The 12212-nt window shown below is 54.6% G+C and carries 13 protein-coding genes and 2 pseudogenes; 10 read left to right on the forward strand and 5 right to left on the reverse strand.

Annotated features, from left to right (window positions below; genetic code table 11):
- Positions 1-7 precede the first annotated feature (7 nt).
- The 5 genes from pheS to AB7E19_RS06015 all read right to left on the reverse strand — a co-directional run bounded on the left by pheS (position 8) and on the right by AB7E19_RS06015 (position 5649).
- Entirely contained in the window at positions 8-991 is a 984-nt protein-coding gene (pheS, locus tag AB7E19_RS05995; RefSeq protein ID WP_043155490.1) for a phenylalanine--tRNA ligase subunit alpha, read from the reverse strand.
- A gap of 397 nt (positions 992-1388) precedes the next feature.
- Complete coding sequence (locus AB7E19_RS06000) at positions 1389-2384, reverse strand: phage integrase (RefSeq protein ID WP_427934725.1); 996 nt, start codon at positions 2382-2384, stop codon at positions 1389-1391.
- A gap of 310 nt (positions 2385-2694) precedes the next feature.
- Positions 2695-3942 (reverse strand): hypothetical protein, encoded by a 1248-nt coding sequence (locus tag AB7E19_RS06005; RefSeq protein ID WP_427934726.1) that lies wholly within the window; start codon positions 3940-3942, stop codon positions 2695-2697.
- A gap of 59 nt (positions 3943-4001) precedes the next feature.
- Positions 4002-4889: a BRCT domain-containing protein gene (locus tag AB7E19_RS06010; protein ID WP_427934727.1), complete on the reverse strand. Its 888-nt coding sequence runs from the start codon at positions 4887-4889 to the stop codon at positions 4002-4004.
- 61 nt (positions 4890-4950) lie between these two features.
- Entirely contained in the window at positions 4951-5649 is a 699-nt protein-coding gene (locus tag AB7E19_RS06015) for a LexA family protein (RefSeq protein WP_427934728.1), read from the reverse strand.
- Between the two features lie 120 nt (positions 5650-5769).
- On the opposite strand from AB7E19_RS06015, the gene AB7E19_RS06020 reads away from it, so the two are divergent.
- The 10 genes and pseudogenes from AB7E19_RS06020 (at position 5770) to AB7E19_RS06065 (ending at position 11806) form a co-directional block, all read left to right on the forward strand.
- Positions 5770-5967 carry a Cro/CI family transcriptional regulator gene (locus AB7E19_RS06020; RefSeq protein WP_427934729.1) on the forward strand — a complete coding sequence of 66 codons (198 nt, stop codon included), beginning with the start codon at positions 5770-5772 and terminating at the stop codon, positions 5965-5967.
- A gap of 21 nt (positions 5968-5988) precedes the next feature.
- Positions 5989-6258: a DNA-binding protein gene (locus AB7E19_RS06025; RefSeq protein ID WP_253584939.1), complete on the forward strand. Its 270-nt coding sequence runs from the start codon at positions 5989-5991 to the stop codon at positions 6256-6258.
- A 37-nt stretch (positions 6259-6295) separates the two neighbouring features.
- Positions 6296-6805 carry a phage regulatory CII family protein gene (locus AB7E19_RS06030; RefSeq protein WP_323881393.1) on the forward strand — a complete coding sequence of 170 codons (510 nt, stop codon included), beginning with the start codon at positions 6296-6298 and terminating at the stop codon, positions 6803-6805.
- 13 nt (positions 6806-6818) lie between these two features.
- Complete coding sequence (locus tag AB7E19_RS06035; protein WP_048207735.1) at positions 6819-7271, forward strand: hypothetical protein; 453 nt, start codon at positions 6819-6821, stop codon at positions 7269-7271.
- Positions 7272-7336: 65 nt separating this feature from the next.
- A complete protein-coding gene (locus AB7E19_RS06040; protein ID WP_048207736.1) occupies positions 7337-7525 on the forward strand; it encodes a hypothetical protein in 189 nt (62 codons plus the stop codon).
- A gap of 2 nt (positions 7526-7527) precedes the next feature.
- Positions 7528-7725: pseudogene (locus AB7E19_RS06045) on the forward strand (helix-turn-helix domain-containing protein); the annotation flags it as partial.
- 167 nt (positions 7726-7892) lie between these two features.
- Positions 7893-8348, forward strand: coding sequence for a hypothetical protein (locus AB7E19_RS06050; RefSeq protein ID WP_373871044.1), 456 nt, complete (start codon positions 7893-7895; stop codon positions 8346-8348).
- The gene (locus AB7E19_RS06055; protein WP_427934730.1) at positions 8345-8602 is read left to right on the forward strand and encodes a hypothetical protein; all 258 of its coding nucleotides are present in this window, start codon (positions 8345-8347) and stop codon (positions 8600-8602) included. Before AB7E19_RS06050 ends, AB7E19_RS06055 begins: the two co-directional genes overlap by 4 nt.
- Positions 8599-10900: pseudogene (locus tag AB7E19_RS06060) on the forward strand (replication endonuclease). Before AB7E19_RS06055 ends, AB7E19_RS06060 begins: the two are co-directional and overlap by 4 nt.
- A 720-nt stretch (positions 10901-11620) precedes the next feature.
- Positions 11621-11806, forward strand: coding sequence for a hypothetical protein (locus AB7E19_RS06065; protein ID WP_427934731.1), 186 nt, complete (start codon positions 11621-11623; stop codon positions 11804-11806).
- The last annotated feature ends 406 nt before the right edge of the window (positions 11807-12212 follow it).

Consider the following 12212-nt stretch of genomic DNA (forward strand, 5'->3'; position numbering starts at 1 on the left):
CTCGCCCTTACTTGAACTGCTTGAGGAAGCGCAGGTCGTTTTCGAAGAAGGCACGCAGGTCATTGACCCCGTAACGCAGCATGGTCAGGCGCTCAACGCCCATGCCGAAGGCAAAGCCGGAGTATTTTTCCGGATCGATGCCGACCGAACGCAGCACGTTCGGGTGCACCATGCCGCAGCCCAGCACTTCCAGCCACTTGCCGTTCTTGCCCATCACATCCACTTCGGCGCTCGGCTCGGTGAACGGGAAATAGGAAGGACGGAAGCGAATCGTCAAGTCTTCCTCGAAGTAGTTGCGCAGGAAGTCGTGCAGGATGCCTTTCAGCTCGGTAAAGCTGGCATGTTCGTCAACCAGCAGGCCTTCGACCTGGTGGAACATCGGGGTGTGGGTCATGTCGTAGTCGTTACGATAGACACGGCCCGGCGCGATGATGCGGATCGGCGGCTGCTGATGTTCCATGGTGCGGATCTGCACGCCCGAGGTGTGGGTACGCAGCATCAGATCAGGATTGAAGTAGAAGGTGTCGTGATCGGTACGCGCCGGGTGGTGAGCCGGGATATTCAGCGCATCGAAGTTGTGGAAGCCATCTTCAATCTCGGGACCACGGGCAACCTTGAAGCCCATCTCGCCAAACAGGCGCTCGATGCGCTCGATGGTACGGGTCACCGGGTGCAGACCGCCATTCTCGATGCGGCGGCCCGGCAGGCTGACGTCGATGGTCTCGGCGGCCAGCTTCTGGTTCAGCACGGCGATTTCGAGGGCTTCACGACGCGCGTTCAGGGCATCCTGAACCTGCTGTTTGGCCTGGTTGATCACGGCGCCCGCTGCGGGACGCTCTTCAGCGGACAGGGCGCCCAGTCCCTTCATCTGCTCGGTAAAAAAGCCCTTTTTACCCAGATATTTGACCCGGATTTCGTCGAGGGCGGCGATGTCGCTTACGCCCTCAATTTCGGCCTTGGCCTGGCCGACTACTTCTTCAAGCTGTTGCATGTCTTCCTCGTCACCACTCCCGGAACAGGAGCCTTTAGGCTAAATAAGGTCAAGAGGGGAATAATACAAAAAAAGCCCCTTGGCTGACCATAGTTATGACGGGCTTTTCTCCCTGCAAATCATTTTGTTATATGGAAAAGCCACAAGCCAGATGCAACAGGATTGAAACAAGCATCGTTTGTTCTAGTTTGTTGGCATATGGAAGGATAAAGCATTTATGAACGTGGCATGCTACCTGCCAACGCTCAAAAATGAGCAACAAAAAAGGAGGCCTGAGCCCCCTTTCCATGTCTAATAAAAACAACAACATAGATAAATATCAATGAGTTACGAGCGACTTGAGGGTACATCAAAAGCCCCGTGGCGACCCTGTTTGGGGCAATTTGTGGACATTTTATCATGCGGAAGGCAGTGGGTTTTCCAGCGGGTTGAAGCGCACCGCATCGCTCAGATAGTCCGGTGCGAAGTGGGCATAGGTCATCGTCTGCTGGATGTTGTGGTGGCCCAGAATTTTTTGCAGCGCGAGGATGTTGCCCCCGGACATCATGAAGTGTGATGCAAACGTGTGGCGGAACACATGCACCGCCTGCCCTGCTGGCAGATCCGGCGCCACGGTCTTGAGCACGTCACGCACCACCAGATAGTCAAGGTCACGGAACAGCGGGCCCCGGTTCACCCCGCTCGTTATCTCCTGGCACAGCTCGGCCAAGATCGGCACGGTGCGGTTCTTGCCATTCTTGGTGTTGATGTAGGTCACCCGGCTGGCCAGCACATCCTCGCGGCGCAGATTGGCCGCTTCACTCCAACGCGCCCCCGTGGCCAGGCAGAGTTTGACCACCTTCAGGTTATCCCCGGATAGCGCGGCCAGCACGTCGCCGATTTCGTCCTGGGTCAGGTAGCCCATCGACCGCTCGACCAGTTTGACCAGTTTGACCTTCTTCATCTCTTTGAGCGGGTGCTCATGGTGATAATGGCCGAGATCAATGAGCACCGAGAACACCCCGCCCAGCATCTCCTGCTCACGGTTCACCGTCTTGGGTTGGCGGCCAGCTTGCAACCGCTGCGCCCGATACTCGGAGAACAGCGCCCGGGTCACCTGTCTCGCCAACGGGTGGCGCAACGCAGCATCGATATTGTGGAGTTTCTTCCGCACCGCCTCCCCTGCTTTCAGGGTCTGGCCATGGTAGCGCCACCAGAGCTCGATAAGCTCGGAGAGCGGCCGGTTGTCTGCCGGGCGGTCCACCCACTCTTTGTTGTGCTCGGTGGCGATCACCCAACGTTCGAACTGCTGGGCCTCAGACTTGGTCTTGAAGCGCTTACGGATCCGCTTGCCCTCCCTCCCCTGCGGGCGGATATCGACCAGATACCCCTCGGGCGTGGACTTGATGCTCATCGTCCCTCCTTATACAGGAAGGCGTTTACCCATCCCCGCAGCCCGCACATTAGCCCCGCACCCAACCACTGCAGTTTCACTGTCATCACCCTCCATTAATACACTGTTTTTTTATACAGTATAATATGATGGTTAGCAGTGTTTAACTGAGGCTACGATATACATAGGTGGCTGGGTATGATGGGACCCATCGCGGTGGTGGCGGTCACAGACGAGGAGCCAGCTATCTGCCAGCTCCTCACTCTTAGTAGCAACGGTTTACCCTGATGAGGCCGTTAACTTCTCGGCCAGCAACAATTTGGGCTTGTCGTCATATTGATTCAAGTTGAGGTGCCTGCTCCGATACGTGTTGCCGCTCAAATGGACTATAAATTTCGATGGAAGATGAACCGTCTGATAGAGTTGTTGTCCGCGCGAAACTTCCATTTTGGAGAAGAGTAACAAACTCCACCTGCGTAAGCGTTATTCGCTCAATTTCGACCAAGCGTTCACCATCTGGCTGAGATACTGCGATCGTTACAGTCCCTTCATCATAGGCTTGAGAATTGATTGCCAAAGGGATTCGGTCTTGCGAACGCTCACCCTGAGCAGAGCTGGCGTTATTCCTACGCAGTACGCCAGTAAACTCCCCCTCTATACGATCAACAGTGTCATATCCCGCAGGGGTTGAAAACTTAACAGATAGTACTCGTTCATTCGTCATTTTAACAAATTCAGACCATGGACCTCGATGGCCTGATACGTGACTACAAATCAGTTCGCCACCGATAAAATTAAAAGCGTGGCCTTGAGTCCAGACGCTTTTTGATATTTTCTCTTTTGGCCTATCAGGATTTGATGTTGATAACACCGTCTGCTTTATATCCAGTGCAGGTCTATGTGCTTCATGCACACAAAATCTCCAACCAGCAGCATAACCATCAACAAAGCGGGCAATTAAGCATTGTCGTCTGGGCAGAGTTCGCCAAGTAGTAAAAGTGTCTCGGATATAATCAATATCATTGCTGGGCTCAGTCGATGGAGCCCCCATAATCAGGTCATATTCACCGACCTCGGGTAGCTCACCAGTCGTAATGAGGGCTGTAAACTGTTGCTCAGTCAATGCTAAAGCACCGTTATCACGCGCCTTAGCAGTTTTTGTTGGGCCTGTATTAGGTCCACAGCATAAATAAGCCAGTCGCTTTGTTACATCTTTCTTGATGCTTAATCCAGCATCTGCAGCCTGTCTCTCTAAACGATCTCGATCCATTTTGGAGAAACCAGTAAAGGCTATTTCAGCCTTATCTGAATGTTGTGGAATAGCCTTTTTCAAAGATCTTGATGATGATACAGCCTTCAATGAAGGGACATCAGCATTTCGCAATCCCCCTTCTTCCTCAAACATTGCAATTATTCTATCAATGCGAAATGTTCTAAATTGCCTTTGAGGCAGTGCAACTCCTTGTAGATGGTGGTCAGAGATGCTGACATTTACAACATGATAGCCTTCAATGCTGCCATCAGTTTTCTCGTAAATAAAAAATGCCTGCTTATCAATAATTTTAGAGTTATCAAACATTACATACCCCGTGCTAAGTTATCTTTCGAATCTTATACATAACTCAAACCTCTGACCGGCTATAACGGCTCGGAGGCAATCCGTACCCAATCTTCTTCATTGATGATTTGGATGTTACATCCTTCATTTCTGGCTTTGATAGCCGCCTCTATCTTTCGGCCATGACTGGTGAACATCCAGTCTCGACTGGCCAGGCCACCAATGATCAGCACATTGACCATTTTGCTCATCGATTTCACCGGTTCGGCTCCCAGAGCCTTGGCTTGCTGTTCAAGGTTGAAGCGAGTATCAGAGAAAAACTTGCCAGTGAAACAGACACGCTTGCCAAAGATGCTCATCACGTCACCATCTGCGAAAACTTTCGTTGCCATGCCAACAGCCAGCCCTGTCTCGGTGAAATTCTCACCAGTGATTTGCTTGATGAGGCCAAGTAACTCGCCACGCTCCTCATCGGAGATGCTACCCTCCTCGATAATACGCTGGAGTCGCTTATTGAGCAGGTTGCCAGGCCATATAACCGAGGCCGAATCTGTCGCTACAATATGGGCAAGCAGGGCTATCTCTTTATCTAAAAGGTGGTTATCAGCACTGATCCCTTGCAAAAATCCGAGCAAAAGGTTCACAACTCCATCGGTATCCTGTGGCCTTTTATCATCGTCTGCATCTCTGAATACCTTTTGAAGCAACGCATATAGCTCATCTTTCTCATCAGCAGTGATGATCCCGTCCTCTAGCACAGCCTCTACTGCTTGCTGGATAGCTTGAAAATCTCGATCGCGATTCAGTGCGGTGTTTGATTTAAGCCATGTGGCCAAGAACAGTATTTCTGTTTCATTTAGCCGGCGATCCGCCGTGAGCCCCCATAAGATGCCACGCAGGCCTAATAGTAATTTTTGCTTATTGCGCTTGGCGGTAAAGACGGCGGGCACATCGTAAAACTCTGGCATCTATTCTCCTTGCTGGCTCTCACCTAGGCCAAGAGGTATAAGAAATAAAAAACAGGGCGCATTAGCGCCCTGTTTGTCTTTTTCTATATGATCTGTGCTCTACCATCACGCCGATGATCTGGATGTGCTGCCGGTCGGAGTGCATGGTGGGAAAATCGTCATTGAGGGGGACCAGTTCAAACACCTCCTGCCCGCTCTCGTCGATGCCGCGAGGCCGGTATTTCTTGAAGGTAGCCTCTTCGCTGCCGTTCTTGGCTACGACGAAATCCCCTGGTTGGGGCGCTTCGTCGGGGTCAACGATGATGAGGTCGCCTTCCTTAAAGAAGGGTTCCATCGACTGGCCACGCAACCAGAGGCCGAAACCACAAGGGCCAACATCCACCCCCGCCGTCACATACTCGACGTTGCCATCAAAGGCCGTGGCCTGCTCACACATATCGTGCCAGTGGCCGGCCTGAACATAGCTCAGCACAGGCACGCGCGTACCTTGTGGGATCACGGCCGGTTCGACGTTGTGATATCCGGGCATCGCCTCTGGTGCAGGTTGTCCCCTCGACTCCCCGTCTCCAGTCAAAAGCCAGTCAACAGTGACCCCCAGCGCTGCCGCTAAATCATTGAGATAGCGACCCTTTGGCTGGTTAAGTCCCGACTCCCACTTGCTAACAGACGCATGGGAAATACCAACACGCCGGGCAAGCTCAGCCTTACTTATTTTCTGTGCCTGCCGGCTGGCAGTTATGCGGTCATTGATCGTTTCCATGAAACCTAAGTTACCACTCCAAAATCGCACTTAAGTATCAAACTCTCTTGACTCCCGTTTATTACATAAGTTACGCCTCGGCCATCAATGATCCTTAAGTTATACTTTGTGAGATCGAGAATGCAGAAACATGACGTCTTAGAACACTTCGGCAGTATCACTGCCATTGCCCGGGCTATTGGGATCTCTCACGCCGCTGTCAGCAAGTGGGACGAAACCATCCCCCAAGGCCGCGCCTACCAGATCGAGGTGCTGACCGGCGGCAAATTGAAGGCCGGCGCGCACAGCCCCCCGCAACAACCCACCCCCAGTGTTTGAACCCCCTGAGAAGGATTCACCATGGTTACTCGAATCAAACCCATCCGTATCCCGAGCGATGTGAGCCAGTTGCCGCTTGATTACCCCTTTGGCAATCGCGTCAGTGAAAGCCTGGAGGAGTACGCCAAGCGTCAGGGCTTAACGATTGGGGCAGTTAAAAAGCGCGCCGACCGCGGCCAGTTGCCCATCTTGCAAGACGGCCCGGGCGCACCTCGTGAGGTCAACCTTTTCGCCCTGTACATGCAGGCCCGTTATCAGGGTGAGCGCTACGTCACCATGACGCTCGCGTGAACCTGCCAACACCATAACGGGTCAAGGAGACGTTCGCATGTTTACCGAATACGCCAGCAAACATCCGCACTGGATAAGCGCCTGCCAACGCTTTGCCGCCAGTCACAACATGGCCGAGATCGCCCAGCGGGTAGGCATGAATCCGCAGCTCCTGCGCAACAAGTTAAACCCCGATCAGCCCCACGAACTGACGGTGGCCGAGCTGATTGCCATCACCCAGGCGAGTGAGGGCGATGAAACTCTGTTCGATGGCGCCCTGTTTGGCTGTGGCTTGACGGCCGTTGCCATCCCCCAGGCAGAACGGGCCCCTTCCCTGCCCCATCAGGCCATCGATCTGAACGCCAAGATTGCCAGCATTGGCCAACGCGCGCTGGAGCTGACCGACCGCGGCCGGATCACCCGCTCGGAGCGCAACACCCTGGTGAGCGTGGCCACCTCGGCAATGGGATCGCTCGCCATCTTGATCCACGACATCGAGGCCCGCTTTCAGGCGGTGCCCGCCCTGGCCTGCGCATCAGACATCCTGATGCAGGCCGCGACCATGTGAAGGGGAAACCACCATGCAACGCATTGAACATGAACAACGCAATTTGGCGGGCCTGACGCCCACCGAACAGCTCGCCATGAATACCGCCGGCTGCCTGCTGTTGCGCGAGCTGTTCAGCAAGACACGCTCAAGTCTGGATAACGACTGGCTGGCACTGAGCCAGACCAAGAAAGCGGCCATCTGTGCCATTGCCCGCCAGCCACGGGGCGAACTGATGACCGCCACCCTGTCAGCCCTGCCCCATGCACAGCGTGAGGCGATCAGGCTGGCGGTGATCGCGCTGGAGTATCAGAAAGCCTTTCACGGCGGTTGTGACAGCAAAGTCTGGCATCCGGCACTGAACACCAGATCCATCGGAGATATCGAGAGGGAGAAGAAAGAGAGAGCGGCAAAGCTTCGCTTGAAGCGCGCCGTGCTGGCGGCAAGCCAGATGACCGGGCAAGGCCCGCGCCCTATCGGGCAGTAAAAAGCCCGCATAACGGAGCGGCAACTCCAAGCGGGCCTCTATCAACAACGTATGAGGAAGTCGACATGGCAACTTTAGCGATCCCCTGCGCCCTGCGCAACCTTCGCATCCAGCAACGCAAGCTGACGGGCCGCTATGGCACCCGTCTTAGCCAACACCCTGACGGGATTGCGCTTATGGAACGCACCACCGCACTGGCTTGGGCTTCTCTGTTCAGCCGCATCAATCCCTGCACTCTTTCACAAGGAGCCTGACCATGCACACCCAACCAACCCAGATCAACCTGCTCAACCACCATGCGGCCAAGCGCCTGCGCCAGTTGCGGGAGCAGTTGAAACTGAGCCGCCCCAAGTTTGCCGATCAGCTCGGTATTCCAGCCACCACGCTCAAGAACTATGAGCTGGGATACCGCGAGATCGGCGGCGGTGCAGGCATGAGCCGAATCTTTCATCCCATATCGGAACAGGAAGCACTGGCCCGGGCGGCAGAGCTGCCCCTTAACCTCGCCAGATTAACCCGTGTGCGTTTGCGCGGGTCGGAAGGGCGCAACCTGCGTGCCCAGGGCAAAACCAGCCAAGGCTGGCACCAGCTCTTTGTCACCTTGAACCGGAGGGCCTGCCCATGAGCGACGCCATCAAGATTGCCCGTCAGGCCCCCAAGCTCGTCGAAGGGCTGCTGGCCGACATGTTCGCAGCCAATGCCGAAGATAACCGCATCGCCCTGGGCGGGATTTACTCCGGCCAGCAATACATCCAGCTCCAACTGGTCGCCACCTGCAATCCGGCCGCCCTGCTGGATGACGACAGCGGTGAGGACGATGACGAAGAGGGGCCAGCCATGGCCCCGACTCATGGCCCGCTGGTCACTCACTGGCTGGCAGCCCGCGCCGAGTTTATCGCCGCCGGTGGTGAAGCCCGGGGGGATAGAGACATCGCCCGGGAGCTGCTGGCACTCGGGGCCGTGCGATCCGTCTATTGGCTGGCGTTGGGTCAGGGTGAAACCGCCCTGGCCCGGGAGATTGGCGACTGGTGGCGCGAGTGCGCCCCGCTGCACGGACAAGGTGAGGTGATCCAGTGACCCATCACCTGCAACAGGAGCTGACCAGCCTGATGCACCGCTGGCAAGAGACCTATCGGGAAGACGCAGCGCGGCTGCGTCTTTATCAACGGGAGCTGGCCAATGCGCGCAGGCTACCAGTCCGACCCCGGGGCAGTATCACGCTACTGCTGCGCCAGTGTGCGACAGCCCGCCGCATGAAAGCCCATGCGCAGCAGCGCATCCAGGGCTGCCAATCCCGCATCAGCTTGTTATCTGGTACCGCCATCCAATGAGTCGAACAACCACCAGGCTGCCGCTGTCGAAAAGGACACTGCGGCAGCGCATCGATACCCTTTCCAATGCTCTACCCGGCGTCAAGCTTGACGCCGCTTTCGTTGGCGTACCCGGCCAATCTGATCTGGCGTGGGCAGTGCAAGTTCTCGATGGCCTCTCCCCCCAGCTCAGCCAGACCCTGTTCAAGCAATACGTGCGACGCCGCAAAGATGGCAGCACCCGCCATGCCCGCAATGGCAACATCTGGCTTCGTGAGCGGACGAAGCTGGTGCGCGGCCTTATCCAGGCCCTGCCGGACCCACAGGCCCTGCGCGATGAAGAGAGCCGCAAGCGGGTGGCGCATCAGTTCGCCAACCAGACGGCCGCCATCTGGCACAACATCGAGCAGGGCATCAAAGCCGGCGATGAGCCGGATCTGCTGCTGACATGGGAAGCCATCCGCCAGCCTGCCGACCAGTGGGGCTTTATAGGGGAGTTGCCCGAATTCAAAACCGAGGAGGTGCGTGATAACTGGATCCTGAGCGTGATGGTGCGCCTGCTCTCTGCCAAGTGGTGGGAAAAACGCATCAACCGCACCTGGGACAGACTGCAGGAGCACATCAACATCGTGCTCGGCAAGGTGCGCAAGGGGGTGTCGGCGTATGTGTCGAACGCCACCATGAAGGTAGTGCGTGAGCGCAAGCGGGCCATGATGCGCTGGTTGGCCGAGTCGGAGGTAATGAACACCCAGCATGACCTGGTGATCTCGATGAAGGATTGCTGGGAGGCCAGCAACGCCAACCCGGTGAACCGCTGCAATGAGATGATGGTGCGGATACGCGGCTTTGAAGATTACGCCGAAGAGCAAGGGCATGTGGGGGTCTTCTTCACCTGGACGGCACCTTCCCGCTTTCATGCCTGGACACAGAAACACGACGGCAAGACCGTCGAGAACAAGCGCTATGAAGGGGCAACGCCGCGGGAAACCTGCGCTTATCTGGCCAAGCTATGGAGCCTGACCCGGGCCGCCCTCAAGCGGGCCGATGCCCCCGTCTACGGCCTTCGGGTGTGCGAACCACATCACGACGGTACCCAGCACTGGCACATGCTGCTCTATTATGCGCCCTGCCAACAAATGGCGGGTAATCAGCACCCTGCAACGCTATGCCCTCACCGATGATCATCAGGAGCTGGTGCGCGAGATCCAGGGGCGCCCGCCCTTCACCGACATCAAACCCCGCTTTGACTGGAAGGAGATAGACCCGGCCAAAGGGGACGCCACCGGCTACATCGCCGCCTATATCGCCAAGAACATCGACGGTGAGCATGTGGATGGTGATCAGGAGTCTGACACCCCGGCTGATCAAGGTGCCCAGCATGCATGTGCCTGGGCCAGTTGGTGGGGGATCCGCACCTTCCAGCAAATTGGCGGCGCCCCTGTCGGGGTGTGGCGCGAGCTGCGCCGCATCAGCAACGCCAAGAAGCATGGCGATCTGGTGGGCCCCCCCAAGCCGGTGTTGCAAGACCCACGCTTTGAGGCCGCCCGCTTTGCCGCTGATAACGGCATCTTCCGCTGCTACCTGCAGGCCATGGGCGGCGCCCTGGCGACCCGCGCCGAACACCCCATCAAATTGGCCCACCTCATCGAGGAGCAAGCCAACGCTTATGGCGAAGACATCAAACGCCTGATGGGCCTGCACACCGCCCGCCTGGGTGTACGCACCCGTTTGACAGGGTGGGAAGTAGTGCCCGCCGGTACCTTCGAGGCCACCAAGGCCGCCGAGGGTTCGGCTTGGGGTATTGGGGTTAAGACGGGCGACAGCCCGGCACCTTGGAGCTCTGACAATAACTGTACGCGGCCAGAATCTGATGCCTTCGCAAACCAGATCATGAGGGAACAATGGGGGTTATCGACCTTCTCCATCGACCGCTTGCGGGCTGGTGCCAGTGTCACAGCGGACGGTTTCACCCTCTGGCTTGAGAACGGGCAGGTGCAGTCGTGCCGCTTGACCCCATCGGGCGATGACGACCCTCTTATCGAGCTGGAATGGCTGCGTGCCATGGTCGGTATACCAGAGCTGGACGAACAGCCCGACGCCGTTCCCCCAGATGATGAGCATTGGCCGGCGCTGGTGATGGATTGCTACGAATTGTTCAATGCTTGCGGATTCATGGCATGCCAGCAGTGGATCGCAGCGCTGCCCAATCCATATCGGTGTGAGCTCTGGCGCGTGCTTGATAAATTAGACTGGGCAGACCGACATGAAGTGGAAAGCCCGTTGTTTGACGAACTTATGAGCGCGGTAGCGTTTGACTGACCTATTTTCAAAGCTGGAAGCCCTGCAGGGCGAACGACCCGATACGCCCCCTACAAATAGCAGCTCATGGGCAAACTCTACTTTCTTGATAACAGGTATAAGTGAACATCGACAAGAACGGCGGTATAGATTTTGCCAGCACTGGCAGTACAATCTAGAAGTCTTCGGATAGCCCAACCAATCGGCTGCCAAATGTCCCGAACCCATATACATGCCAACATTGTGCCGGTGCAGTCGTGACCTATCGTCAGATGTAGAGACCGCCTATAAATCACCCAAAGTAAAACGATCATAACCCTGGCCTGTGTGTATTGATTGAGCTTTCGAACTGACGCATTTGCACGCAGCTACTGAAGCCAATAGAGAAGGTCTAATGAATACGTCTAGACAATCGACACAGGTTAGTAATACCATTGTTAAGATATGTCCTTACCAATTACATGAACAGTATGTGGTGAAATGGAAAACTATGTTATGAGTTGGCATTTTTCCCACCTAATCGCTGTTAGCTTTAAAAAACGGAAAAATTAAAGCATAGGAAAAATAATTAACTCACCCAAAATCAGATTAATGATTACATTACTACTAACAATTCTAATTGGGGTTTTCTCTAGCTTATTAGCTACTGAAATTGCTCCTGGAGGGGAAATAGATTACAAGTTAGTAAATGACGCATTTTCATTTTGGGCATTGCTAGTACTTAGTTTCATATGGATTTACATGCACGTTGAATTCTTGAAGCATGATGAAAACATTCTGAAATTTACTGACGATGCACACTGTATAGGTTACATCAGAAAAACTAAGCTTGATGCTTTTGCAGCACTAGTAAAGCTTGATCCTCAACAAGTAAAGCTGATAAATGTTTCTGATTTGCTTAAGGAATTAAAGGTTAAAACAAAATGAATTTACTGATTTCCGAACATTGCATCAATGACCTTATAAACAACGATGTTCCTGCCTCGATATCTGAGATCACACACCTTTTATCTAGCTTGGATCCTCAAACATTTAAAACCAGACCAGATGTAAGTAGATTGTCTGGCACTAATGAGGAAATATACGTTTTACGCTATAAATCCATTTGGTTGTTTTTCACGTATAGTGAAGAAAATTTAGTGTTGATAGGGACAACTTGTTATTAATCTCTTCAAGAGAGACTATCACCGTGTAGTGTTTAAAATGCTGTACAGATCTAGTTATCACCTGACACCGGCCTCAAACCGGTGTCTTGTTTACGCTACTTTAGTGCGCACTTCCTTCGGTATCAATTTCAGACCCTTTTTGAACATGCTGTAGGGAGTCTGTCCTT

Source organism: Aeromonas sp. (genome assembly GCF_050252055.1).
GTDB classification, from domain to species: Bacteria; Pseudomonadota; Gammaproteobacteria; order Enterobacterales; family Aeromonadaceae; genus Aeromonas; species Aeromonas caviae.

Coding starts and splice junctions, on each gene's coding strand:
- pheS (WP_043155490.1), bottom strand. CDS start 991: ATGCAACAGCTTGAAGAAGTAGTCGGCCAGGCCAAGGCCGAAATTGAG.
- AB7E19_RS06000 (WP_427934725.1), bottom strand. CDS start 2,384: ATGAGCATCAAGTCCACGCCCGAGGGGTATCTGGTCGATATCCGCCCG.
- AB7E19_RS06005 (WP_427934726.1), bottom strand. CDS start 3,942: ATGTTTGATAACTCTAAAATTATTGATAAGCAGGCATTTTTTATTTAC.
- AB7E19_RS06010 (WP_427934727.1), bottom strand. CDS start 4,889: ATGCCAGAGTTTTACGATGTGCCCGCCGTCTTTACCGCCAAGCGCAAT.
- AB7E19_RS06015 (WP_427934728.1), bottom strand. CDS start 5,649: ATGGAAACGATCAATGACCGCATAACTGCCAGCCGGCAGGCACAGAAA.
- AB7E19_RS06020 (WP_427934729.1), top strand. CDS start 5,770: ATGCAGAAACATGACGTCTTAGAACACTTCGGCAGTATCACTGCCATT.
- AB7E19_RS06025 (WP_253584939.1), top strand. CDS start 5,989: ATGGTTACTCGAATCAAACCCATCCGTATCCCGAGCGATGTGAGCCAG.
- AB7E19_RS06030 (WP_323881393.1), top strand. CDS start 6,296: ATGTTTACCGAATACGCCAGCAAACATCCGCACTGGATAAGCGCCTGC.
- AB7E19_RS06035 (WP_048207735.1), top strand. CDS start 6,819: ATGCAACGCATTGAACATGAACAACGCAATTTGGCGGGCCTGACGCCC.
- AB7E19_RS06040 (WP_048207736.1), top strand. CDS start 7,337: ATGGCAACTTTAGCGATCCCCTGCGCCCTGCGCAACCTTCGCATCCAG.
- AB7E19_RS06050 (WP_373871044.1), top strand. CDS start 7,893: ATGAGCGACGCCATCAAGATTGCCCGTCAGGCCCCCAAGCTCGTCGAA.
- AB7E19_RS06065 (WP_427934731.1), top strand. CDS start 11,621: ATGCACGTTGAATTCTTGAAGCATGATGAAAACATTCTGAAATTTACT.